The 24,553-nt window shown below is 66.2% G+C and carries 21 protein-coding genes; 12 read left to right on the forward strand and 9 right to left on the reverse strand.

Features of this window, described 5'->3' with window-relative positions:
- Nucleotides 1-9: 9 nt before the first annotated feature.
- Together PKE80_RS17295 and PKE80_RS17300 are read right to left on the reverse strand one after the other, a co-directional pair.
- Nucleotides 10-786, reverse strand: a complete 777-nt coding sequence (locus PKE80_RS17295; RefSeq protein WP_069709837.1) for an SDR family oxidoreductase — start codon at nt 784-786, stop codon at nt 10-12.
- On the reverse strand, nt 783-1,784 hold the full coding sequence (locus PKE80_RS17300; RefSeq protein WP_069709838.1) for a quinone oxidoreductase family protein: 1,002 nt from the start codon (nt 1,782-1,784) through the stop codon (nt 783-785). The genes PKE80_RS17295 and PKE80_RS17300 overlap by 4 nt, the downstream gene beginning before the upstream one ends.
- A 189-nt stretch (nt 1,785-1,973) precedes the next feature.
- Between PKE80_RS17300 and PKE80_RS17305 the strand changes: the two genes are divergently transcribed.
- From PKE80_RS17305 to PKE80_RS17345, 9 genes are all read left to right on the forward strand, one after another.
- On the forward strand, nt 1,974-4,667 hold the full coding sequence (locus PKE80_RS17305) for a winged helix-turn-helix domain-containing protein (protein ID WP_271183565.1): 2,694 nt from the start codon (nt 1,974-1,976) through the stop codon (nt 4,665-4,667).
- Nucleotides 4,668-4,772: 105 nt separating this feature from the next.
- On the forward strand, nt 4,773-5,702 hold the full coding sequence (kce, locus tag PKE80_RS17310; RefSeq protein WP_271183566.1) for a 3,5-dioxohexanoate:acetyl-CoA acetone transferase: 930 nt from the start codon (nt 4,773-4,775) through the stop codon (nt 5,700-5,702).
- The gene (locus PKE80_RS17315) at nt 5,702-6,796 is read left to right on the forward strand and encodes a CaiB/BaiF CoA transferase family protein (RefSeq protein WP_271183567.1); all 1,095 of its coding nucleotides are present in this window, start codon (nt 5,702-5,704) and stop codon (nt 6,794-6,796) included. Before kce ends, PKE80_RS17315 begins: the two co-directional genes overlap by 1 nt.
- A gap of 182 nt (nt 6,797-6,978) precedes the next feature.
- Nucleotides 6,979-9,354 (forward strand): TonB-dependent receptor, encoded by a 2,376-nt coding sequence (locus PKE80_RS17320; RefSeq protein ID WP_069709841.1) that lies wholly within the window; start codon nt 6,979-6,981, stop codon nt 9,352-9,354.
- A 78-nt stretch (nt 9,355-9,432) separates the two neighbouring features.
- Complete coding sequence (cofH, locus tag PKE80_RS17325) at nt 9,433-11,769, forward strand: 5-amino-6-(D-ribitylamino)uracil--L-tyrosine 4-hydroxyphenyl transferase CofH (RefSeq protein ID WP_271183568.1); 2,337 nt, start codon at nt 9,433-9,435, stop codon at nt 11,767-11,769.
- A gap of 21 nt (nt 11,770-11,790) precedes the next feature.
- Complete coding sequence (npdG, locus tag PKE80_RS17330; protein ID WP_271183569.1) at nt 11,791-12,447, forward strand: NADPH-dependent F420 reductase; 657 nt, start codon at nt 11,791-11,793, stop codon at nt 12,445-12,447.
- A gap of 51 nt (nt 12,448-12,498) precedes the next feature.
- Nucleotides 12,499-13,047, forward strand: a complete 549-nt coding sequence (gene cofC, locus PKE80_RS17335) for a 2-phospho-L-lactate guanylyltransferase (RefSeq protein ID WP_271183570.1) — start codon at nt 12,499-12,501, stop codon at nt 13,045-13,047.
- Nucleotides 13,048-13,136: 89 nt separating this feature from the next.
- Nucleotides 13,137-14,057, forward strand: a complete 921-nt coding sequence (locus tag PKE80_RS17340) for a TIGR03619 family F420-dependent LLM class oxidoreductase (RefSeq protein ID WP_271183571.1) — start codon at nt 13,137-13,139, stop codon at nt 14,055-14,057.
- A gap of 72 nt (nt 14,058-14,129) precedes the next feature.
- Nucleotides 14,130-15,785 (forward strand): FAD-dependent oxidoreductase, encoded by a 1,656-nt coding sequence (locus PKE80_RS17345; protein WP_069710203.1) that lies wholly within the window; start codon nt 14,130-14,132, stop codon nt 15,783-15,785.
- Nucleotides 15,786-15,817: 32 nt separating this feature from the next.
- Here the strand turns inward: PKE80_RS17345 and PKE80_RS17350 are convergent, their stop codons facing one another.
- The 4 genes from PKE80_RS17350 to PKE80_RS17365 all read right to left on the reverse strand — a co-directional run bounded on the left by PKE80_RS17350 (nt 15,818) and on the right by PKE80_RS17365 (nt 19,502).
- Entirely contained in the window at nt 15,818-16,321 is a 504-nt protein-coding gene (locus PKE80_RS17350) for a nuclear transport factor 2 family protein (RefSeq protein WP_069709846.1), read from the reverse strand.
- Between the two features lie 7 nt (nt 16,322-16,328).
- A complete protein-coding gene (locus tag PKE80_RS17355) occupies nt 16,329-17,405 on the reverse strand; it encodes an LLM class flavin-dependent oxidoreductase (protein WP_069709847.1) in 1,077 nt (358 codons plus the stop codon).
- 61 nt (nt 17,406-17,466) lie between these two features.
- The gene (locus PKE80_RS17360; RefSeq protein WP_069709848.1) at nt 17,467-18,537 is read right to left on the reverse strand and encodes an aromatic ring-hydroxylating oxygenase subunit alpha; all 1,071 of its coding nucleotides are present in this window, start codon (nt 18,535-18,537) and stop codon (nt 17,467-17,469) included.
- Nucleotides 18,538-18,551: 14 nt separating this feature from the next.
- Complete coding sequence (locus PKE80_RS17365; RefSeq protein WP_069710204.1) at nt 18,552-19,502, reverse strand: Rieske 2Fe-2S domain-containing protein; 951 nt, start codon at nt 19,500-19,502, stop codon at nt 18,552-18,554.
- Nucleotides 19,503-19,580: 78 nt separating this feature from the next.
- Between PKE80_RS17365 and PKE80_RS17370 the strand changes: the two genes are divergently transcribed.
- Nucleotides 19,581-20,237 (forward strand): TetR/AcrR family transcriptional regulator, encoded by a 657-nt coding sequence (locus PKE80_RS17370; protein WP_069709849.1) that lies wholly within the window; start codon nt 19,581-19,583, stop codon nt 20,235-20,237.
- A gap of 65 nt (nt 20,238-20,302) precedes the next feature.
- On the opposite strand, the gene PKE80_RS17375 is transcribed toward PKE80_RS17370, so the two are convergent.
- From PKE80_RS17375 to PKE80_RS17385, 3 genes are all read right to left on the reverse strand, one after another.
- On the reverse strand, nt 20,303-20,806 hold the full coding sequence (locus PKE80_RS17375; RefSeq protein ID WP_069709850.1) for an ester cyclase: 504 nt from the start codon (nt 20,804-20,806) through the stop codon (nt 20,303-20,305).
- Between the two features lie 48 nt (nt 20,807-20,854).
- A complete protein-coding gene (locus PKE80_RS17380; protein WP_069709851.1) occupies nt 20,855-21,172 on the reverse strand; it encodes a 2Fe-2S iron-sulfur cluster-binding family protein in 318 nt (105 codons plus the stop codon).
- 93 nt (nt 21,173-21,265) lie between these two features.
- Complete coding sequence (locus tag PKE80_RS17385; protein ID WP_271183572.1) at nt 21,266-22,555, reverse strand: sulfotransferase family protein; 1,290 nt, start codon at nt 22,553-22,555, stop codon at nt 21,266-21,268.
- A 147-nt stretch (nt 22,556-22,702) separates the two neighbouring features.
- On the opposite strand from PKE80_RS17385, the gene PKE80_RS17390 reads away from it, so the two are divergent.
- Nucleotides 22,703-23,581, forward strand: coding sequence for a helix-turn-helix transcriptional regulator (locus PKE80_RS17390; protein ID WP_271183573.1), 879 nt, complete (start codon nt 22,703-22,705; stop codon nt 23,579-23,581).
- 140 nt (nt 23,582-23,721) lie between these two features.
- Nucleotides 23,722-24,507 (forward strand): SDR family NAD(P)-dependent oxidoreductase, encoded by a 786-nt coding sequence (locus PKE80_RS17395; RefSeq protein ID WP_271183574.1) that lies wholly within the window; start codon nt 23,722-23,724, stop codon nt 24,505-24,507.
- Nucleotides 24,508-24,553: the final 46 nt, after the last annotated feature.

Consider the following 24,553-nt stretch of genomic DNA (forward strand, 5'->3'; position numbering starts at 1 on the left):
CGCTCCATTTCAGCCGCAGCCGACGACCCCGCCGTCGACCGGAATCTGCGCTCCGGTGACGTAAGCGCCCGCGCGCGAGCACAGGAACACGACGATCCCGGCGATGTCCTCGGGCGTGCCCAGGCGCTTCATCGGAATATGCGCCAGCAGCGCGGGGTCGACGACGTCTTCGTCGCGCATGTGCGCGGTCATCTTGGTCGGGAAGAAGCCCGGGATCACCGCGTTGACGGTGATGTTGCGGCTCGCCAGGTCGCCCGCCAGATCGCGGCTCATCATATGGACGGCGGCTTTGCTGGCGGCGTAGCTGTAGGCGCTCAGCCGCTCGGTCTTCATACCGGCCACCGAGCCGATGTTGACGATCCGCGCCGGATCGAGCGGCGTGCCCGAAGCGCCCAGTTCGGGAAGCAGTTCGCGGATCATGGTGAAAGGGGTCTGGACGTTGACCGCCATGACGCCGGGCCAGGCCTTGTCGGGGAAGGTATCGATGTCCCCGCCCCAGGTCTTGCCGGCGTTGTTCACCAGGATATGGCACCCGCCCAGCGCTTCGCGGTACCGCGCGACGAGATCGACTGCCGCTTCCGGGGTCGACAAGTCCGCCGGCAGCGCGACGCAGGCGCCCAGCGCGCTCATCTCCTGCGCGGCGGCTTCGCAGATCTCAGCCTTGCGCGAGGTGATCGCGACCGTGGCGCCGGCATTGAGCAGGCCCTCCGCGATCATCCGCCCCAGCCCCTGGGCGCCGCCGGTGACGAGCGCCTTGCGGCCGGCAAGACTGAACAGGTCGCTCACATCGTCACCACGATCTTGCCGAACTTGTGCGCATCGCGCAGGTGGAGCAGTGCCTCCCTGGCCTGTGCCAGCGGGTACGTCGCCTCGATCACCGGCTTGATCGCGTGTTCCTGCGCGAAAGCCAGCATGTCCCTGAAGTCCTGCGGATCGCCCACCTGGCTGCCGACGATGCTGGCGCTCTTGAGGAAGATGTCGGTGGCGTTGAACTTGATCTCGTTACCGGCGGTGGAGCCATAGATCACGATCCGCGCGCCCGGCTTGATCGCACGCACGTAGTTCGCGAAGCTGGGCGAGGGCGCGCCGTCGAGGACCACGTCGATGCCGCCGGTCAGCTTGCCCACCTGCTTGCGCCAGTCGGGGTTGGTGTAGAGCAGGCCGCCCTTGGCGCCCATCGCGATGGCGCGGTCGATCACCTCCTGGCTTTCGCCGGTGACGTAGACGTTGGCGCCCTTGGCCACCGCGAAGGCGAGGCCGAACGTGGCGACGCCGCCGCCCACCCCGCTTATCAGCAGCGTCTCGCCGGCCTGGAGCCGGCCCTTGAACATGAGCGCGCGCCACGAGGTGAGCGCCGTCAGCGGCATCGCCCCGGCTTCCTCGAAGCTCATGAAGGCGGGCTTGGGCGCAAGGTTCTCCGCAGGAACGCAGATGTACTGCGCGATCGTGCCGGCGAACGGCATCCCTAGCAGGCCGAAGTCTGCAGCCGGCGCATGGCGATCCGGCCCCCAGTTGCGCGCCGGGTACAGCACCACTTCGTCGCCTTCCGCCACGCCCGAAACGCCTTCGCCGATCATGTCGACCACGCCCGCGCCGTCGCAGCCCAGCGTCGCGGGCAGGGTCATGCCGGGGTATTGGCCATGCGTAACGAACAGTTCGCGGTGATTGACCGAGGCGGCGTGGATCGCGACGCGCACTTCGCCGGGACCGGGCACCGGCGTCTCGACATCGGTGACGACGGCAGCCTCGGGACCGTCCGCCTTGTCGAGATAGAGAGCCTTCATGGTCGACCTTTCCTGATTTGGGCCCCGATTTGGGGGGGCATCCTCGATTATCGGCATGGACACTGTTCGCCGTGCCTGATGTCCTATCTGCGGATAGGGAAAGCGCTTGCATTTAAGATTTTGGTGCGTGAAATATATTCCGAATAAAAAACGAATCGCAAAGATTCGCGAGTTCTCGGGAGAGACGAGATGAATGTTGTGCCAACAACGATTCTGCCGCCGCAGGCGGCGCGTACGGTAGTGAGCCGCCGCGCGATCGAAGATCTGACGGACAAGGTATCGCAATCCCGGCTGACGGCGGTTTCCGCCCCGGCGGGCAGCGGCAAGACCACCGCGATGCTCTATTGGGCCGAACGGCTGCGCGATCAGCGTCGCCCGGTGCTGTGGCTGGCGGCGCGCGCCGGGATCGGTGGCAAGGCTTCGTTCCTCCAGGCGCTGAAAGCGGCGGGCACGGCAGCCGGTCTGGACTGGGAAGGGCTTCCGGTCTCGGCTCCGGACGAGGCGTGGCTGCGCACCCTGGCGGCCGCGCAAGGCCCCAGGCTGGCGGTCATGATCGACGATGCCCAACTGCTCGACACGCCGACGCTCGAATTCATCGCCCAGCTTTCCGCCAGCGCGCGCGATGCCATGACGATCGTGGTCGCCGCGCGCGGGGCGATCGGCCTGCCGCTCGCCAGGATCCGCGCGCTGGGCTTCCTCGTCGAAGTGGGCAACGCGGACCTGTCGTTCACGCTGGGCGAGGCGACCGAGCTGATCACCCGCACCGTCGGCGTTCCGGTCGACACGCAGGCGCTGCGCGAGATCGTGCGCGACACGCAAGGCTGGGTCTCGGGCATCGTCATCGCCTGCGAACTGTATCGGCGACAAGGCCTGGGTTCGAGCACCTTGCAGATCACCGGCCTGCGCCCGGAGTTTGCCGAATATTTCCATGAGGAAGTGCTGACGCAGCAGCAGGACGACGTGCGCCGCTTCCTCGTCGACACCTCGATCCTGGACGAACTGACGCCGTCTGCCTGCGCCGCCGTGACCGGGGACGAGAACGCCCGGACGATGCTCGACCAGGTGTTCCGCCAGGGCCTGTTCCTCAACGCCGTGGACGAGGAGCGCGGCCGCTATTGCTACCATCGGCTGTTTCGCGAGATGGTGCTTGGCCGCTTGATGGACCGGGCGCCGTCGCGGGCCGCGGTGATGCACCGCCGCGCGAGCCTGCACTTTGCGAAACAGGGCGAACTGCAGATCGCCATCGAGCATGCCCGCCTCAGCGGCGACGCTGAATTCCTCGCCGATCAGCTCGATCGCCTTGCTGATCCGCTGATCTATTCGGGATATCTGTACCGTATCGACGAACTTGGCGCGGAGCTGCCCTGGCCGCTGCTCGAACGGCGCCCCAGCCTGCTGCTCGCGCTGGCCTGGCGGCGCATCCGGCAGCTTGCGTTCGCTTCGGCCGACCGTTTCATCGCCGCGGCCCAAAAGGCCCGTGACGATCAGCACGCGGCGGGGAGCATTTCCGACCACGATGCCGATCGGCTCCAGCTCATCATCCGCCACCGCCTGGTCATGCTCCACGCCGCCCGCGACGACATGGTCAGTGTCGAGGCGGATGCCGAAGTGCTGCTGCGCGAACTCGACGAAGGCCATGCCTATCTGAACTGCACGCTGCTGGCGCAACTGATGTCGGCGCGCCGCGAACTCTATCATTTCAGCGACATGCTCAAGCTGGAGGCCGAAACGCGGGTCGCCCTGGCGCGCCCGGGTTCGGGTTTCGCCTCGATCGCGCTCAAGGCGTCCGTTGCGCCGACGCTGATGGCGCAGGGCAAGACGCAGTTCGCCCGGCGTTTCCTCGAAGAAGCCCTGAACCTGGCCCACCAGATCCACGGCGAAGGATCGGGGCTGGCGGCGCTGCCGGCGCTGCCGCTGGCCGAACTGCTCTACGACGCCAACGACGTCGACGGCGCCGCAGCGCTGGTGGACACTTATCTGCCGGTGGTGCGCGAATGGGCGTTCGCGGACCAGATGGCCTCGGGCTATCTGGTGAACGCGCGTCTTCGTGCCGCGCGCGGGGACCTTCCCGGCGCGCTGTCCACCCTCAACGATGCGCACCTCGTGGCGATCGAGTGCGGGCTGGAGCGCCTGCGCGCCATCGTGGTGGCGGAGGAAGTGCGGCTGCTGGTCAAGGCGGGGCAAGTCGAGGAGGCGGAGCGCCATTTCCTCGCCGGCGACCCCCAGATCGATGGCGAGCCGATCCCGACACTGCGCCCCACCCGCCGCAACGAGAGCATCGCCATCGCCTGGCTGCGCATCGAAATGCAGCGCCACCGGCTGGGACGCGCGCGCAAGGTCGCCTATCGCTGGCTCGAATTCGTCAAGCGCAGCGGCGCGACGCGGTCGGCCGTCACCTTCGAATTCTTGCTTGCCGAGATCGCGGTGCTGCAGGGCAACCGTTCGGAAGCGCGCCGGGCGGTCCGCGCTGCCGTGGAAATGGCGGAGCCGGCGGGATGGGTACGCATGTTCCTCGATGAAGGCGAAGTGATCGCATCGCTGCTGGTCGAAGCCTATTCGACCGGACCGGACCTCGACACCCCGGCGGACCGTTTCGCGGTGAGCCTGGTCTCGCTGATGCGGGCAGGGCCGAAAGTGCGCACCGACGAAGAGGACGAGGAAGACGAGGAAGACGACTTCGGCCTCACCGGACGCCTTGCCAACCGCGAGGTCGATATCCTCACCATGGTGGGCGGCGGCCTGCGCAACCGCGAGATCGGCGACCGGCTGGGCCTGACCGAGGGCACGGTCAAGTGGTACATGCAGCAGATCTACGACAAGCTCGGGGTGCGCCGCCGTCCCCAGGCGGTCCTTCGCGCCCGCCAGTTCGGCATCCTGCCGTAACGGCCTCGGGCGCGATCGGCCGCGGTCGCGCCCGTCATCCTATCGAAGGATAGATTGCCGCGAACGGGGGGCCTGCCAAGGCCACCCGGCGCGAAAGGAATTGTCATGGCCAAACGTAAAGTCATCATCAGCTGCGCCGTCACCGGCGCCATTCATACCCCGTCGATGTCGCCCCACTTGCCCGTCACCGCCGAGGAGATTGCGGAATCGGCGATCGGCGCCGCCGAAGCGGGCGCGGCGATCATCCACCTCCACGCGCGCAATCCCGTCGATGGCCGCCCCGATCAAAACCCCGACTTGTTCGAGCCTTTCCTGAAGGTCATCCGCCAGCGCAGCGACGCGGTCATCAACCTGACCACCGGCGGCCACCCGTCGATGACGGTGGAGGAGCGCATCCGCCCGGCAAAGACGTTTGCGCCCGAAGTCGCCAGCCTCAACATGGGCACCATGGGCTTCGGCCTGTTCCCGATGCTCGACCGCTACAAGGACTTCAAGCACGCGTGGGAACCCGCCGCGCTCGAGGCGTCGCGCGATCTTGTGTTCAAGAACACCTATGCCGACATCGAGCACCTGCTGACCACGCTGTCGCCCCTGGGCACGCGTTTCGAATTCGAGTGCTACGACACCAGCCACCTCTACAATCTCAAGTATTTCCTCGATCGCGGGCTGGTTAAGGCGCCGCTGTTCATCCAGACCTGCTTCGGCATCCTGGGCGGCATCGGCGGCCATCCCGACGATGTCATGCACATGAAGCGCACCGCCGATCGCCTGTTCGGCGACCAGTACGAGTGGTCGGTGCTGGGCGCGGGCGCGCGCCAGATGGGGATCGTCGCGATGGCCGCCTCGATGGGCGGGAACGTCCGCGTCGGTCTGGAGGATTCGCTGTGGGGCGGCCGGGGGCGGCTGGCCGAGACGAACGCCGAGCAGGTCCGCACCGCGCGCCAGATCATCGAAGGGATGGGCCTCGAAGTCGCCACGCCCGCCGAGGCGCGCGCGATGCTCGATCTCAAGGGCGCGGACCGGACCAACATCTGATGGAGGAAGCGAGGGGGCCGCTCGCCGGCATCCGCATCGTCGAGATCGACGCGATCGGTCCGGTTCCGCTCGCCGCGATGCTGCTGGCGGACCTCGGCGCCGACGTCGTGCGGGTCGCCCGCCCGGCCAGCGCGGGGGCAGGTGCGTGGGAGGACGTCGGCGGCGATATCCTCCACCGCAGCCGGGCGGTGACGCATCTCGATCTCAAGCAGGACGCCGACCGGGCCCGGCTGCTCGACCTGATCGCCCATGCCGACGGGCTGATCGAGGGGTACCGGCCGGGGGTGATGGAGCGCCTCGGGGTGGGGCCCGATGCCTGCCTCGAACGCAATCCCCGCCTCGTCTTCGGGCGCATGACCGGGTGGGGCCAGTCCGGGCCGCTGGCGCTGCGCGCCGGGCACGACATCAATTACCTGGCGATCACCGGCGCGCTCCATGCGATGGGCGAAAAGGGCGCGCCGCCGCCGGTCCCGCTCAACCTCGTGGGCGATTACGGCGGCGGCACGATGTTCCTCGTCATGGGCATGCTCAGTGCCTTGCTGGCAGCGCAGCGCACCGGACGGGGGCAGGTGGTCGACGCGTGCATCGGCGATGGCGTGGCCTCTCTCATGAGCCTTTTCTACGCCTGGCAGCCCAAGGGCCTGTGGCAGGATGCGCCGGCGTCCAACTTGCTCGACGGGGCCGCCCCGTTCTATCGCAGCTACGCCTGCGCGGACGGGCGCCATGTCGCCGTCGGCTGCCTGGAGCCCAAGTTCTTCGCGCAGATGCTGATCGGGTTGGGCCTGTCGGACCACGATTACGACCAGAACGACCGCACCGCGTGGCCCGCCATGGAGGCGGACTTCGCGGCAGTGTTCGCCACCCGCCCGCGCGACGAATGGGCGGCGGTGTTCGAGCCGACCGATGCCTGCGTGACACCGATCCTGTCGATGGCGGAAGCGCCGCACCACCCCCACAACCGGGCGCGCGGCACGTTCGTCGAGCGCGGCGGGTTTGCGCATCCGGCACCCGCGCCGCGCCTGTCGGGCACGCCTGGCCAAATCGGCGAACCACGCGTGGTCGACATCGCGCAGGCGATACGGGACTGGTCCTGATCGTAGGGTCGCGTCGGGGCGTCCGCCCTGGAAGGCAATCACGCAAGAAACAGGATCAAGGTTTACGCGGCCTATCGCGAGATAGGTGGAGAGAACCCGGCAAGGCGCGCAACTAGCGCCACCACTGGCCCCGACCCAAAGATCGCGGCCGGCAACGATAACAGTATTTGGACGGGATAAAAATGCATACGAAAATCCTGAAAGGCGCGCTTTTCTCGACTGCCGCCCTGTTCGCCATCCCGGCCGCCGCGCAGGAGAGCGCCGCGCCGGCACGGCAAGCCGAAGCGGCGAGTCCATCCGACATCGTCGTGACGGCCCGCAGGCGCGCCGAGCGGTTGCAGGACGTTTCGGTCTCGATCACCGCGTTTTCGGCCGATGCGCTCGAGCGCAGCACGGTCCAGACCGTCAGCGATGTCAAGACCATCGCGCCCGGTTTCACGTTCTCGTCAGAGGGCGGCAAGGACAACGTGGCGCTTACACTGCGCGGTATCGGACAGTTGCCGCTGGGCGAAGTGACGCCCGGCGTGGTCATCTACCTGAACGACATTCCGCTTCCGTCCGTCGGTTCGAACGTGCCGACCTACGACATCGGCAGCATCCAGGTGCTCAAGGGCCCGCAAGGCACGCTGTTCGGGCGCAATACATTGGGCGGCGCGGTCGTGATCGGCAGTGAAAAGCCGTCCTACGAATTCGAAGGCTACGTCGAAGGCACGTATGGCCGCTTCGATTACCGCGAGATCCAGGGCGCGGTGAACATTCCCATCGTCGAGGACAAGGTGGCGTTTCGTGCGGCGGGCCAGATCCGCCGCCAGGATCCGCGCACGATCGCCTTCGACGGCGGCCCCGGCTTCGACAATATCCATCAGGACGGTTTCCGCCTGTCGTTGCTGCTCGAACCCGTCGACGGACTGAAGAGCACGACCATCTACGAATACTTCAAGGGCGACGAACTGGCAGGCGGGCTGTATCTGCTGCGCGAGAACTATCCGTTCGCAGCGCTCGGCCTGGGCGCGGCCCAGCCGCAGGTCGGTGCAGCGCTTGCCACGCAGCGGGCGAACAGGCGCGGTTCGTTCGACGGCGGGATCGACGGCGGCGCGGCTTATCGCAAGACCACCTCGATCACGAACGACACCTCGTTCACCTTCGGGGCGCTGACGCTGCGCAACATCTTCGGCTATCGCAAGAACTACAGCTACCAGCTCATCAACACCGGCGGCCTGCCGATCCTGGAGATCCCCACGGGGCTCGCCAACCCGGCGTCGGTGCCGTTCACGCTGTTCACGGCCTCGTCGGTGCTCGACCGCCAGTATATGACGAACGAAACACAGTTGCTCGGCGATTTCAACGGTTTCAACTTCATCGCAGGCGTATTCTACAACAACGACAAGCCCGCGGGTGCCAGCGGTTCGCAGTTCACCGCCTTCTCGGTCGGCTCGGTTCCGGCGCCGGCGGTTACGGCCCATGTGCGCAACAAGAACTGGGCGGTCTACGGCCAGATCGGCTACGAGATCACCGACAAGCTCAAGCTCAACCTGGGCGCACGCTATAGCTGGGACAAGGTTTCCGCCTGTGGCGGCGCGATCGGCACCACCTACGCCACCGAAGCGACCTGCCTCGCCGTCGCGGGGACCGGCGCGATCGACGGCGTTGGTACCGTATCCAACAAGGGCCAGGAGCCGAGCTGGACCATTGGCCTCGATTACAAGCCGAATCCGGACTGGCTGCTCTATATCGTGTCCCGGCGCGGCTATCGCGGTGCCAACGTCAATACGCCGCTTTTCGAAACCCCCTTCACCACCGGCGGCGTCGATCCGGCCTGCGTATCGACCGGCGGCGTCTGCGCCGACTTGCGGCCGTTCCAGAAGACCGGCGAAGAGACGATCACCGACGTCGAAGTCGGCTCGAAATATAACTACCACGTCGGTTCGGCGCGAGGCCTGCTGAATATCGCCGCCTATTACAGCAAGTACAAGAACGCCCTTCAGTTCCTGAATTCCCAGACGACCGTCCCGAACGGCACGCCCGATTCGCCGAGCAACGGATCGCTGGCGGTGAACGCGGCGGATTTGCGTATCTGGGGCGTCGAACTCGAAGCGTCGATCAGCCCGGTGCCGAGCATGACGATCAGCTTCAATGCCGCTTACACCAACGTACAGGTCGAGCGCGTTACCATCCCGGGCACCTTGCCGTCGACGATCGTGCTGGGTCCTGATCAGGTCAACAAGTATTCCCCCACCTTCTCCGGCACGGCCAGCCTTAGCTGGATCATGCCTATCCGTCCGGCGGACGGGGAACTGACGTTCAACGCAGATCTGTTCATGACCGACGACTTCGGCGGCCAGAACGGAGAGAAGCTGCCGGGCTACGAACTCGCCAATGCCCGTCTCGATCTGCGCGGTATCGCCGGGACCAGATTGGACCTTGGCGTCTTCGTGAAGAACGTGTTCAACGTGAAGTACTACTCCGCGTCGAGCGTGCTGCTGCCCTCTTTCCCGACCAGCTCGGTCTATGCGGGCGAGCCGAGGACGTGGGGGGTATCGGCGAAATACTCGTTCTAATCAGTGTGCCGGGCTGGGGTCGCCATCCCAGCCGGCAATGGTCTGGTCAAGGCGTGGAGCCAAAACGTGGAGTGTGATGTGACGTTGGACAGGCTCTATCAAAGCGACGGGAATGCGCAGGGTATCGCCAGCCGGCTCCTGCGCGTTCGGCCCGACGCCATGATGGCGGCGGCGGAGGCCGCCACGCTGGCCGGGCACGGGCACCGCGTCACGTATTCGCGCAAGGTGTTCATCCCGCTCACCAGGCTGTGCCGCGACGTCTGCCATTACTGCACCTTCGCGACCACGCCCGCGCGGTCGGGGACGGCCTATCTGGATCCGGAGGAAGTCCTGGCGATCGCGCGCGCGGGCGTTGCGGCCGGGTGCCGCGAAGCGCTGTTCACCTTGGGCGATCTGCCGGAGGCCCGCTATGCCGCCGCGCGCAAAGCGCTGGCCAACCTGGGCTATGAATCGACGCTGGCTTATCTTGGGGCGATGGCGCAGCTCGTCCTGCGCGAAACGGGGCTGCTGCCGCATCTCAATCCCGGTCTCATGGATACGCACGACTACGCCATGCTCCGCCCGCATGCGGCCTCCATGGGGATCATGCTGGAAAGCGTATCCGAGCGTCTGTGCGCGCGCGGCGGGCCGCATTTCGGCTCCCCGGACAAGGCCCCTTCCCGCCGCCTCGCCGCGATCGAGGACGCGGGAAGGGCGAAAGTACCGTTCACGACCGGCCTGCTGATCGGGATCGGGGAGACCCGCGGCGAACAGGTCGAGGCGCTGGTGGCGATCCGTGATCTGCATCGCCGTCATGGGCATATCCAGGAAGTCATCGTCCAGAACTTCCGCGCCAAGCCGGGCACGCGGATGGAAGGTCACGCGGAACCTTCGCTCGAGGATCATGTGTGGGCCATCGCCGCCGCGCGGTTGATCTTGGGGCCGGAGATGACCATCCAGGCGCCGCCGAACCTGCACGAACGGGTCGATCTGGCGCCGCTTATCCGCGCCGGGGTCAACGATTGGGGCGGGGTTTCTCCGGTCACGCCGGATCACGTGAACCCCGAAGCGCCCTGGCCGCACCTCGAAGTGCTGGAGACCGCGACCCGCGATGCCGGTCGCACGCTTGCGCAGCGGCTGGCGATCGGCCCGCGCCATGCGCTGGGCGCGAAGGAATGGGCGGATCCTGCGATGGCCACGCGCGTCCTGCGCGCGATCGACTCGCGCGGCTTGCCCAAGCGCGACGACTGGGCGGCCGGGCGCGGTGACGCGGTGCCCGAGGTCGCCTGCATCGGGGCGCGGCCCGTATCTCCGCAACTCGCATCGATCTTGGACCGGGCCGAGGCGGGGCAGCCGCCGAGCGAGCGCGAGATCGAGGTGCTGTTCGATGCCGAGGACGACGATTTTGCCGCCGTCGTGGCGCTCGCCGACCGGCTGCGGCGGCACAGTTCGGGCGAAACGCTGACGTATGCGGTCAACCGCAACATCAACTACACCAACATCTGCCTCTACAAATGCGGGTTCTGCGCCTTCTCCAAGGGCAGCACCAAGGCGATGCGCGGCCCCACCTACCGGCTGGACATGGCCGAAGTCGGCCGCCGCGCCGCCGAGGCGTGGGAGCGCGGCGCCACCGAAGTGTGCCTGCAGGGCGGCATCCACCCGGACTATGATGGCAATACCTACCTCGAGGTGTTGCGCACGGTGAAGGCGGCGACGCCGGGCATTCACATCCATGCGTTTTCGCCGCTCGAAGTCACGCACGGCGCGCAGTCGCTGGGCCTGCCGTTGGAAGACTACCTCGCGCGTCTGAAGGCCGCCGGGTTGGGCTCGCTTCCGGGCACCGCCGCCGAGATTCTCGATCCGGAAATCCGGGCCGTCATCTGTCCCGACAAGGTCAGCGCCGACGAATGGATCGAGGTCATGCGCGTGGCGCACGGCGTCGGGCTGCGCAGCACGGCGACGATCATGTTCGGCCACGTCGAACAGTATCGCCACTGGGCGCGCCACCTGCTGCGCATCCGCGCCTTGCAGGAGGAGACCGGCGGCTTCACCGAATTCGTGCCGCTGCCTTTCGTCCACATGGAATCGCCGATCTGGCGCAAGGGCCTCGCCCGGTCCGGGCCAAGCTATCGCGAGGCGGTCCTGATGCATGCCATCGCGCGCATCGTGCTGCACCCGGTCGTCACCAATATCCAGGTGTCGTGGGTCAAGATGGGGCCGGAAGGTGCCGCCGCGGCGCTTCAGGCGGGGGCGAACGACATGGGCGGGACGCTGATGGACGAATCCATCACGCGCGCGGCGGGCGGCGTCAACGGACAGGAATTCGGTCCTGCGGAGATGCGTGCGCTGGCGGCGTCGGTCGATCGGCCGGTGCGCCAACGCACCACGCTTTATCGCGATGTCGCTGCGCGCGTTCCGGCGCACGGCGTGGGTTGAAAAACGAAGGAAAACCTCAGCATGACCCTAGCAACCATAGCCGTCGTGGGCGGCACCGGGAATCTGGGCGCGGCGATCGCCTGGCGGCTCGCGCGGGCGGGCTATCCGGTCGTGATCGGGTCGCGCGGCGCGGAAAGCGCCGAGAAGGCGGCGGCAGATCTCGGTCATGGCCTGCGCGGTGCGACCAATGCCGAGGCAGCGGCCCACAGCGATATCGTCATCGTCACCGTCCCCTTCGCCGCGCAGGAGGCGACGCTTGCCGACATCGCTCCGCACGTGAGCGGCAAACTCGTCGTCGATACCACCGTTCCGCTGCTGCCGCCGCGCGTCATGCGAGTGCAACTGCCGTCGGAAGGATCGGCAGCGCTCAAGGCGCAGGCGGCGCTGGGCGAGGGGGTGACGCTGGTTTCGGCATTCCACAACGTTGCGGCGCACAAGCTGGCGCAGGACATCGACATCGGTTGCGACGTGCTGGTCTTCGGGGATGACAAGGCAGCGCGCGGGCGCGTCGTGGCGCTGGCCGACGCGATGGGTCTGCGCGGCCTGCATGGCGGCGCGCTCGCCAACTCCGCCGCTGCCGAGGCGCTGACTTCGGTGCTGATCTTCCTCAACAAGACGTACAAGGTGGACGGCGCGGGGATTCGCATCACCGGAGAGCTTGTTCCGCTCGAGGATTAAACCCTCAGACAAAGGACCGTTCGCTTGCAACGATGGACTGCGCTGGTAGCGATGAAGCAGGGTTCACAGGTCAAGTCACGCCTGTCGAACCTGCTCGACCTCCCGGCGCGGACCAGCTTGGCCCAGGCGATGGCGCGCCGTGTCGTGACAAGCCTGCGGGCGGTCAAGGGCATCGAGGACGTGCGGTTGCTGGCACCCACGCCCGTCCTGACCGGAATGACGACATGGATGCGCGATCGTGGTGCTGGGCTTAACGAGGAACTGGCGCGTGCCTGCGCGGCGCTGCCGGATCGGCCGCTGCTGGTGATCCATGCCGACCTGCCGTTCCTGTCGCCCGAGGACGTGGAGGAAATCCTCGCCGAGGCATTCGACACGGGCGTCGCCATCGCCCCCGATCGGCATGGCGAAGGCACCAACGCGCTGGCGCTGGCCAAGGGCGGCGCGCGCCGCTTTGCGTTCGGGCCGGGCAGCCTGGGGCATCATCTCGGTTTCTGGCCTCAGGCGGCGATCGTGCGCCGGCGCGGCCTGGCGTTTGATCTCGATACGCCCGACGACTTCGCCGAAGCCCGGCACTGCGCATCGGCGCTCGTTTCAGGCTGAAGAAGCGGCGCCCTTCCGTTTGGAAGGTGCGATCGCCCGGTGCGGGCCGATCATCGCGGCCGACACAAAGGCGAAGAGGGGAAGAGGGTATGAAGCTGAACGTGGGCGTGCCGAACAGCATGCACGTCGCGGCGATGACCCAGCCGTGGGAACACGCGCTGACGGGTGACGACATCGGCCACGCGTTGCAGGTCGCGGACGATCTGGACTTCAACAAGTGCATGCTGGGCGAGCACTTCATCATACCCCGGGAGCACATCGCGCTGTCGGGCGACCATTACGTGCATGGCACCGTGGCGCTGGCGTTCCTGGCCGGGCGCACCAGGCGGATGCGCGTCAGTTCCTCGGTTTCGATCCTGCCGCTGCAGAGCCCGATCGTGCAGGCCAAGGCCTGGTCCACCCTCGACTGGTTGAGCGGCGGGCGGGCGACCGCGCTGTTTGGGGTGGGCTGGCTCAAGGACGAGTTCGACATGCTCGGCGTCGACTTCCACCAGCGCGGACGCATCGCCGACGAATACGTCGCCGCGATCATCGAGCTGTGGACGTCGGACGATCCGGAGTTCGACGGCGAATTCGTGAAGTTCAAGGATGTCGGCTTCGCGCCCAAGCCGGTGCAGCAGCCGCGGCTGCCGATCTGGTTCGGTGGTGATGCCGAACCGGTGCTCAAGCGGGTGGCGAAGTTCGGCGATGGCTGGTCGCCGTTTCGCACACCGCCCGAGAAATTTCCGGAATGCATCGACGTCATCCGGGCGCAACCGGAATACGACGGTCGTCCGATCGACTTGTTCTTCGCGCTCGAAATGCTCAACGTCGGCGCGCATCACGAGATCATGGACGATCCGCGCGCGCCGGGCACGCGCGATGCGCAGAAGATCATCGACCAGATCGGGTGGCTCAAGGATTTGGGCGTCAACGAGACGATCGTGCCGCTGCCGCCCGGCATTTCGGGGATCGACGAATACCTGGATCGGCTGCGCTGGGTAGCCGAAGAGATCATGCCCAAGGTCTGAACCTACCGGGCGGAGGGGGCAATGCCCCCGAAACGGGCGAGAGTGAAGCAGGACAGGGAGCGGGAGACCCCGATGCGCGAATTTGACGTGGTAGTAGTGGGATCGGGCGCCGCAGGCATGACAGCGGCCTTGCGCGCGGCTGCTACAGGCGCATCGGTGCTGGTGCTGGAGAAGGCGCCGCAATTCGGGGGCACCACTTCGGTATCCGGCGGGGGCATCTGGATCCCCGATAGCCCCCAGGCGCGCGCGGCGGGGGTGAAGGACAGCCGCGCGGTTGCTCGCCAGTACGTGCTCGACGTGATCGGGCCGACCGCCGAGCCGGACCTGATCGACGCGTACCTCGATGCCGGCCCCGAAATGGTCGAATGGCTGGAGCGGCACAGCGCCGTACACTTCCTGCTCTCCCTCCCCAGCAGCGACTGGTACCCACAAGTCGCCGGAGCCGCCGACCACGGCCGACTGCTGGCGCCGCAGGAGTTCGACGGCAAGAAGCTGGGCGTGCACTTCGCCGATCTGAAGCCCGCGCGCGAGGAGTTCAACGCGCCCGGCGGTTTCATGATCGACTTGTTCGACTTGCCTTACCTGGCGCAGATGCCGTCGGCGCGGTCCATCATCCATTTCGGCAAGCTCGCCGCGCGGTTCGGCGCCGACAAGGTGCGTCGCTATCCGCGTGGAACCCGGTTGACGATGGGCAATGCGCTGGCGGCCCGGCTGCTGCGCTCGGCGCTCGACGCGGGGGTCGTGATGGAGAAAGGCGCTGCCGTCGACCAGCTCGTCGTGAAGGACGGCCGGGTGACGGGCGTGCGCGTCGGCGCGGAGCAGATCGGCGCGCGAATGGGGGTGCTGCTGGCCTCGGGCGGTTTTTCGGCGAGCGAGCAGTTGCGCAAGGCCTACATCCCCTTTGCCGAGCAGCACGTCTCGATCCTGCCTTACGAGAACACCGGCGATGGCATGAACATGGGACTGGACGCCGGCGCGGCGCTGGGCGGTGAAAACATCGTCAACGCGGTCTGGGCGGTGGTTTCCAAGCTGACTCGTCCCGACGGTTACGTGGCACGCTATGCCCACCTCATCGACATGTCGAAGCCGGGCTGCATCGCGGTGAACGCCAGGGGCGAACGCTTCGGCAACGAGGCGTCGGTTCACTTCGTCGAAGCCATGCACGCCGACGGTGCGGTGCCCGCGCACATCATCGGCGATGCGGCTTTCGTCAAGAAATACGGGATGGGCATGGTCTATCCCGGCGGTGGCGGCCTCAAGAAGCTGGTGGCGGCGGGCTACGTGATCGAAGCGCCGACGCTGCGCGCGCTCGCCGCCAAGATCGGCGTCGATGCCGATGGGCTGGAAAAGACCGTCGCCAGGATGAACCGCTTTGCCGAAACCGGCACGGATACGGAGTTCGGCAAAGGCGATACGCAGATCGACATCGAGATCGGCGATCCCAAGCACAAGCCGAATCCCTGCCTCGGCCCGGTGGAGAAGGCACCGTTCTACGCGATCAAGATCTATCCCGGCGATGGCTCGACCACCGTTGGCCTGAAGATCGATGCCCGGTGCCGGGTCATCGGTGCCGACGGACGGGCCGTGTCGGGGCTCTATGCCGCCGGGCTCGACGCCAATTCGATCTGGCGCGGCAAGTCTCCGGCCCATGGTTGCAACGTGGGCCCGGCGATGGTGACGGGCTTCATCGCCGGCAAGGCGATGGTCGAGGAGCTGGTGCCCGCCTGATGCGGTGGGGCGCGGCGTCGCGCCCCTGCGGCTTAGGGCTCGCCTGAAAGCACCGCATAGGATGGGTCGCTGCGGTCGCGCGTGCCGCCGAAGGCGCCGACCAGCGGGGCGCCGGCGTCGCGCAACTCGTCCATGTCCTGCACGTAGATGCGGTGGTCGATGGCCCAGTGCCCGTCGCGCAGCGACCAGCGATCGAGATACCGTCCGAACACACTGCCGACCATGTTCCGGCCCTCGCGGCTGAACCGCAGGGTGGCGTGGACGTAGGCCTCGCTCGAAGCCCGGTCGCCGCGCACGTCGATGAGCACGTTGGTTATATGATGGGCGTGAGCGGTCATCTGGGCATGCGTCGCACAAACCCAGTCGACGAAGCCCCGGCCCCTGCCCCGGAACATGGTGCCATAATCGGCGGTGCCGTCTTCGTGCCAGACGCGGTAGCCAAGTTCAGGGTCGATGCGGTCCACCGCGCGCGCATAGTTGCTCAACTGGTCGGCGATGGCCTGGCGCGCGGGTATCGGGTCCTGCGTCCTCGTCACTGCCGCCCTAAGCCGATTGCAGCGCCGCGCCGGCCCGTGCCTTGGCGGTGGCGACCAGCTTGAACAGGCCCGCGTTGTATTGCGTCAACTGGTCCATCGTCAGGTCGCGATAGGGCGTCATCGGGCAGAGCGAGTCGACCACGTCCCAGAACGGCTCGATCTTCTCCAGTACCTCATCGATCGGGCCGCAGGTCACGAAGGCTTCGACCATCTCGTCCGAGACGTTGCCGATGACCTTGGCGATGTCGCCGTGTTCGCCCAGACTGAGCTGGCAGGCGCGCGCCTGGTCGCCGAAGCCGATCGCTTCGAAGAACGGCTCGTACTCCTTGTAGCCCGAATAGGCGGCGACGGTGGCGCGGCTGTCGTCGATGGCCTGCTGCTTGTCGTCGTTGACCGCGATCCACGGCCAGGCGTTGATCTCGATGTCGGCGCGCGTGCGGCCGAAGCGTGCCAGTGTTTCGTTGAGGAAAGGCAACTTGCTTTTGGTGTAGGCGGCAGACCACAGCGCGTGGACCATCAGCCCGTCGCCGATTTCCAGCGCCAGCGCGGTCATCTTGTCCTGCAGCGCGGCGATCCAGATCGGGATCTCCTCGCGCACGGGCGGGGCGGTGAGCATCATTTCCTCGAAATCGGCCGAGAAATACTCGCCCGCGATCGGATCCAGGCCCTTGTGGGCATTGGCGATCACGTAGCGGATGACCTTCACGCTTTCGCGCAAGTGTGTGAGCAGCTTGCGCTCGGGCTCTCCGTACATGCCGGTGACGCAGCTCTTGATGCTCGAACCCAGGCCCAGCACGAAGCGGCCGTCCGAGATGCGATCGACGTCCATCGCGGCGTAAGCGGTTTCGACCGGGCTGCGGGTGCCGGCAATGGCGACCCCGGTGCCGACCTTGAGCGTGCTGGTCAGCGCCGCCGTCGCGGCCATCGGCACGAACGGCGGGCCGTAGATCTGGAGCGAGAAGCAGCCTTCGAAGCCCGCCTGTTCCATCTGCTGGCCGATACCGGCCATCGCCGGGGCGGGCAGGGTAGGCATGACGGCCCACCAGCGGCGTTCACCGCCGACGGCGTTGGTGAAAGTGGGCATGTACCCTCCCGTTATCGGAAAAAAAGGGCGGACTCGCGGCCCGCCCAGTGGAGAGATCAGGTCAGAACTGGAACAGTTCCTTGCGCAGGCCGATGATGTCGCTGCAATCGGCGCTGACGTTGTCCCGATAGGCGAAATCGCCCTTCTCCTGGCGCTCGGCGAGTTCCATCATCGCCATGCGATAGCGCTGTCCGGCCTGGTCGAACTTGCTGTGCAGGTCCTTGCGGTCGGTATGGCGCATGTAGCGCGGGCTTTGCGGCGAGGTCATGTAGCTGTCCTGGCGCGAGACCTTGTAGCCGGCCTTGGGCATGACATGGCGGAACATGAGCCCGGCATTGGAGGTGTTCATCACCATTTCCATGCGCGTGCGGTCGCGCGTTTCGGGCGTGCAGGGGTGGAACAGCGGCACGTCGTCGCCGGGGTTGAACTGGCCATAAGCGATCGCGCAGTGCGAACGCAGATAGATGCGGATCACCTGGCGCACGTTCTGGGTCGGCTGGCGGATGCCGCTGAAGAACTTCATCACCGGCGCCACCGACTTGTTCACCAAGGTGCGAACCATGGTGACGGTCTCGCTGTCGTAGAAAGTCTCGACCGTTTCGCTGTCCGAACGTTCATCACCCACGACGTCGGCATGCAGAAAGTCGGCATGCGTCAGATCGATCAGGTTTTCGAGGCTGATGGGCGCGGAGGATTCGAACCGCACGGTGGCGGTCATGTGTTTGGGCAGGCCGCCCTTTGGGGGCAGGAACGGCAGGCTCGGCAGGTGGACCGGGTCGGCGGCCTGGGGGTTCCCGAACCACACCCAGACGACACCGTAGTGCTCCATGGTCGGGTAATGACCCTTTACGTCGGTATAGACGCTCTTGTCACGGGCTATGCGTTCGTTGGGGTGGAACTCGCTGGCGACGACGACGCCGTCCTCGCGCCACAGGAAGATCGGGTGCGAATAGATCGCGCGCCGCACTGGCTTTCCGGTCACGGAATAGTTGTGGGCTACCGGAAACCAGCTATCGCGCATCACGATGTCGTGCGGAACCCAGCGGTTGATTGCGTTCAGCGAAATCGGCGTGGACGCGCGGGTGGTCGGGCTTTCGTCCGTTTGCAAGGGACGGTCGGCTACTTCGAGCATTGGGGTATCCTCCTTCAGGCAGCCACGGTACGATCAACCGGAGGCTGGGAGCTGTCATGAGTGGCGCCGCGCAATTCCGCGCGCAGGTCTTCGCCGTGCAGAGAGACCGTCGGCTTGGTGGTTCGCAGCTTGGTTCCGTCGATCGACGAGAGGACCGAAAGCGGATTGCTGCCGCGCAGCAGCGCGCCCCGGATGCCGGCGTGGCGCTCGCCCAGTTCGGCCCGCCAGCGTACCGCCGTGACCCCGCGTGCCGCCGGTACCGGCGCCAGCACTGCGTGGAGCAGTTCCTTCGCCTGATCGTCGCGCAAGGTGAGTTCGGTTTCGCCGCTGACCGGATCGGTGCTGGTCAGCAAGGTGAGCGGAAACTCGGCGACGAAGTGGGCCGGCCAATGCGGCGTCTTCCACTGGCAACTGCGTTCCATGACCAGCCTGCCACCCTGCTCGTGCAGTTCCGACATCAGATAAGGGGTGAAGTGCACCGCGCGGATGGCGATCAGCAGGCTGGGATCGTCATAGAGGGCATCGAGGTATTCCTGATGCCGCAAGCTCACGTTGGCGGTGCCGCTGTACTTGTAGTGCGGCGACGCACTGGCCGGCGCCTCGGCCTTGGGATCGAGGCATACGCGCACGAATCCGGCCTGCTCGCTGACGGCGAAGGCGGTAGCCTTGTAGACCGGCGGAAACTTCTGCTGGTCCTTCATGTTCGGGATTTCCTTCAGGCGCCCCGTTTCGCCGTCGTAGCTCCAGCCGTGATAGCCGCACTGGATCAAGCCGTTGTCGCGGATGCAGCCCAGCGAGAGCGGGGCCCGGCGATGTGGGCAGCGGTCTTCCAGGGCGCGCGCGATGCCATGATTATCGCGCCACAAAACGATGGGCTGATCGCCGATATCGACGGACAACGGCTTGTCCGAAGTGACTTCCTCCGACCGTGCGACGGCCCACCAAACATCCTTCTGCAGACTCATAGCGGCATCCATTCTCCTTGCGTTTAAATTGACGGATGACAATTTATAAGTCAACGCCCATTCGCTAAGGGACACGCAATGCTCGATCAGCCCCAACGCAGCCGCGGACGCCCCGCCCAGAACGCCGACCATTCGGTGGATGAAGACGTATTGCTTGGGGTGGCCTTCGCGACTTTCGCCGAGCGCGGCTACGAAGGGACGACGCTGCGGGACCTCTCGAAGCGGCTGGGGGTAAGCCACAATCTGCTCAACGTCCGCTTCGGGCGGAAGGAGGACCTGTGGGTGCGTGCGGTCGACTGGCGCATGGCGCAGGCCTCGCCTTTCGTCGAAAGCGTGTTCGAGGAACGCGCCGATGCCGAAAGCCGCCTGCGCCATCTGGTGGAGCGGTTCTGCCTGTGGGCGACGCTCAACGCCGATATCGTGGCCTTGACCAACGTGGAAGGGTGCCGGTCGACCTGGCGGCTCGATCATATCGTCGATCGCTTCGTGCTGCCGTTCCAGCACCGCCTGGACGACCTGCTGGATGCGGTGCGGCGCACGCGCCCGGTGAACCATATCTCGACCCCGGCGCTGATGGCGTTGCTGGTCCAGGGCGTGGGGTACTATTTCAGCGCCGTGCCGATGCAGCAAAGGCTGGGCGCGGGCTCCGAGGTGGACCAGGATCACGCGACGGAACAGGCAGGGCGCATGGCCGCCTTCCTCCTCGCCGGCCTGCTCCCTCCGGTTCAACCGTAAGGACGCACGGCGTGCGCGGGAGATCGAGTTCCCACGCACGCCGCCGGTGATGCCGATCGCTCGGATTACTTATAGGGATCGACCGGCTGCGGCACGTCGACCACGCCGATGTCCTTGAGCATGGTCAGCACATCGGAAATGCTGAAGATGTTGATGATCTTGTCGCCCGCGAACTTGACGATCGAGAACCAGTTGACCTGGAATTCGTTGCCGGTCGGCTGCACGCCCATGTAAGGGCCGCCCACGTGCTTGCAGTAATGGGTGGCGTAGATCCAGATCTCGTCCTCGCCCTTGCCCACCGCGTCGATGGTCTTGTAGGCGGCCGGGAAGAAGGTCTTGTAGAGCGCGACGGGTGAGGTTTTCCATTGCTCGTACGTGCCAAGGTCGGGCCGGTTGGGGTTGCCGTAGCGGAAATCGGGATGGAAGAAGCGGTCCATCCCGTCGAAATCGCCAGCGTTCAGCGTTTCCTGAAGGTCGGTCCAGTGCTTGACCATCGTTTTCTGCCGGTCGGTCAGCAGGGTCGAGCCGGTTACGTCCAACTGCTCGCGAATGGGTTCTTTCCAGGCCACTGTGTTTCTCTCCGTTTCGTTCTGTTCGGGTGCGGATCGGTAGGGACTTCAATCTTCGGGTGCGATGGTGACATGCATTCCGGCAAGCGCGGGAGTCATCATCACCTGGCACGACAAGCGCGAATATTCGCCGCGATGGGAGGACCCGTCCAGTAGATCGCTTTCGTCTTCGGAGATCGGTGGCAGCGCCTGCGCAAAGGCCGGATCGACGAAGATGTGGCAGGTCGCGCACGAACAGCATCCGCCGCAAAGTGCCAGCAGTTCGTCGAAGCCGGCATCGCGGATCGCCTCCATGACGCTGACATCGCTTGCGGCCTCGATCGTCCTGAGCGTTCCATCGCGCGTGACGACGTTAAGTTCGGGCATTGAATACCTCTTGAGAGACGGGGTGATGCCCACTCATAAGGAGCGTCGCCGGGACGCCGTCCTGCCGGACGGTAGGAATGCAAGGGCCCGATCTTATCGGACCTCGACCTTGACCGGAAAGCGCTCGAAGTAGAAGTCGAACGGCCGCCGCAGGTCTTCTCCGGTGACGTGGAAATCGCGTTCGAGATCGTAGACGATCTTGCCCTTCTTCTGCTCGCCATGCTCGGCAAGATAGGCGTGAAGGTCCGCCAGCACGTCGTCGGTCAGCGGGATGTCGGCGATGCGGTAGATTTCCTTGACGATGGGGTCGGGGTTGCGGATCCAGTCGTGGAAATAGACGTCGATGGTCTGCTCCGGTGGCAGCACGTCACGGTCGCGCACGCAGGCGCGCAGCAGGGTCTCGTAGCGGGCGGGCCAGTAGCCGAGCGGTTCGCGGATGTCGACGGACTTGCGCAGCATCCGCGCGGCATAAGTATACATCGTAAGCTGCGAGCGGATCGAGCCGACCGGATCGCGGTGAGTCAGCACGAAGGTGGCTTCCGGAAACGTCCGGTATAGCGCCGGCAGTTGCTCCATGTGCTGCGGGCACTTGATGACCCAGCGGTTGGGCCCGTTGAGGAACGTCAGAACCTGCAGGCATTTCCTGAGGTAGGCGTAAGTGCCGGACTGTTCGTGGCTGAGGTAATAATCGCGCCAGCGCGGTACGTGGGCCAGCCATTCGATCAGGTAGGACGAGAAGTCCACCGCCTGCAACTCGATGTCCTCGCTGATATGGTCGGGCGAGAATTGGTGCATGATGGCCATGTACGGCAGGATCGATTCCATCGCCCGCCATCCATGTTCGGCCTTGGTCCAGCGGGGGTTAGCGTCCTGCGAGGTCGGTTCCTCATCCGGGGCCGGGACCGGGGCGATCGCCTCCCACCAGGGCAGGGAGCGGAAACGACGGTCCGCCGAGAGCAGCCCGAGCAGATGCGTGGTGCCGGAACGCGGCAGACCGGCGACGATGATCGGCCGCTCGATCGCGATCTCCAGGATTTCGGGGTGCCGCTTCACAATGTCCTCGATACGCAGCCGTGTCGCGGCGAGGCGGATCATCATCTGGAACAGGTTGGCGCGGGCGACGGCAGAAGCATTCGCGTCTTCGTCGACCGCCTGGCACCAGACAGCGAGGCGCTCGCGGAAATCGGCGGGGCCGAAATCGGTCAGGCCGGTCTGGCCTTGCGCGTTGGCAAGGATCACGGCGGGATCGAACACGATCTGGTCGGCGCCGGCCTCTGCGCCCGCCAGGACCTGCTTTTGTATGTCGGTGAGGATCGGTTCGTGCAAGTCGGTGATGTCGATGACGTTGCGGCTTGCCGCCTGTTCCTGCGCGAGGCTGCTCATGTCGCTCTCCCTTGTCCATGGTCGCTGTCCGTCGAGGACGCGCCAGAGCACGATCTAACAAGGCCGACCCTTTCCTTCGCAAGGTGCGCGGCTATCGCCGCCGCGCCAAATTCGGCGCGAGAACGCCATGGTTGAGGAAGCGGGCTGATGGAGAGCACCTCCCACGTCTACGATCTGCCGACCACGTCGGGCATGGACTGCGCGATCCGGGGGCGGATCACGTTGCCCGGCGTGGTGATGGAACTGCACGACTACCGCTTCGACGGGCCGCAAGGCGGCGTGTTCTCGTCGCCGCGCAGCTTTCTGGACCTGGCGCTGTCGCCCCGGCCGGGCAGGCCGCGCGGCGGCTATGCGGAGATCGATCACGGCGCGACCACGGCGCTGGGGCCGGTCATCTTCATCCCCGCCGGGGCCCGGTTGCACACCTGGTGGGGGGAAGGGCGGCAGACCTCGATCTGCTGCGGTTTCGACGGATCTGGCCTCCCGGCCGAGGAGATCGGCATCTGCGAGGATACGCTGCGCGCCACGCTCGATATTCGCTGCCGCGCGCTGGACCAGGCGCTGCGGCGCATCGCCGAGGAGATCGCCCGGCCCGGATTTTGCAGCGACATGCTGGCGCACGCTGTGTGGATGCAGGCGACCATCGAGCTGCATCGCTATCTGCACCAGGCGACCAGCCGCGAGGCTGGCGATGCCGCCCGCCTGTCGCCTATGCAGATCGCCCGGATAGACGAACGCGTCGAGCAGCCCGGAAAGCTACCCCAGGTCGCCGAACTCGCGGCGGAATGCGGCCTGTCGACACGGCACTTCTTCCGGCTGTTCCGCGCCACCACCGGGCAGACGCTCACCACTTACGTCGCCGAACGCAAGATCGCGATGGCGCGCCGGTTGCTGGCGCCCGGCGGCCCGGCGATCAAGGTGGTGGCGTGGGAGTGCGGCTTCGACAGCGCGGCGGCGTTCTCGGCCGCGTTCCGCAAGGCGAGCGGCTTGACGCCGCGGCAGTTCCGGCAGGCAATGTTGTCGTGACCGGCCAGTGGCCGCGCCAGGGCGGTTTGACGATGATATTGGCACGATGACGAAACACCGCCTGCTTGCGCAGTGACGGGGGCGACTGCAGGTTTCCCCAAAGCGCGGCCGTTTCGGGCCGGCGTGAGCGGAGAGAGCGATTGCCGGAAAATCTGTTCGACCTCACCGGCAAGGTGGCGCTCGTCACGGGTGCCAATTCGGGGCTGGGTTTCGGCTTCGCGCAAGGGCTGGCGCGCGCGGGCAGCGACGTGGTCCTGTGGGGGCGCCGCGCCGACAAGAACGAGGAGGCCGCCGCAGCGCTGCGCGCCTATGGCGTCAAAGTCTTTGCCGACAGCGTCGACGTGGCCAGCGAGCCAGACATCGTGGCCGGCTTCGCGCGGGCGCTGGAGGCGATGGGCCGGATCGATACGGTAGTCGCCAACGCCGGCATCGCCAGCCAGGTCGCCTTCACCGACATGGACGTCGGCACCTACCGCAAGCTCATCGACGTCAACCTGGACGGCGCCGTGTTCACCTTGCGCGAAGGCGCCAGGCACATGAAACAGCGCAGCGAGGCGGGCGATCCCGGCGGGTCGCTGATTATCTGCGGCAGCGGCTCGATCTTCCAGGGCGTGCCGACCATGGCGCACTACGGCATCGCCAAGGGCGCGCTCAATTCGCTCGCGAAGGCGCTTGCGGCCGAACTCGGACCGATCGGGGTACGCTGCAACGTCATCGCGCCGGGCTTCATCGAGACGGAGATGACCTTCGCCGATCCGGCAGTGGGCCGGATGCTGGCCGACATGGTCGCGGCCAAGGCGCCGCTTGGTCGCGCCGGGAAACCCTCGGACCTCGCCGGCGCCGTCGTCTATCTCGCCAGCGACATGTCCTCCTACCACACCGGCGATACGCTGGTCGTGGATGGCGGCAAGATGTTCGCCAACTGACCATCCGGCAGGGTGCATGCGGCCGTCCCGGCCATAGCGTGCGCTG

It is taken from the genome of Novosphingobium resinovorum, assembly GCF_027922145.1.
Lineage (GTDB): Bacteria > Pseudomonadota > Alphaproteobacteria > Sphingomonadales > Sphingomonadaceae > Novosphingobium > Novosphingobium resinovorum.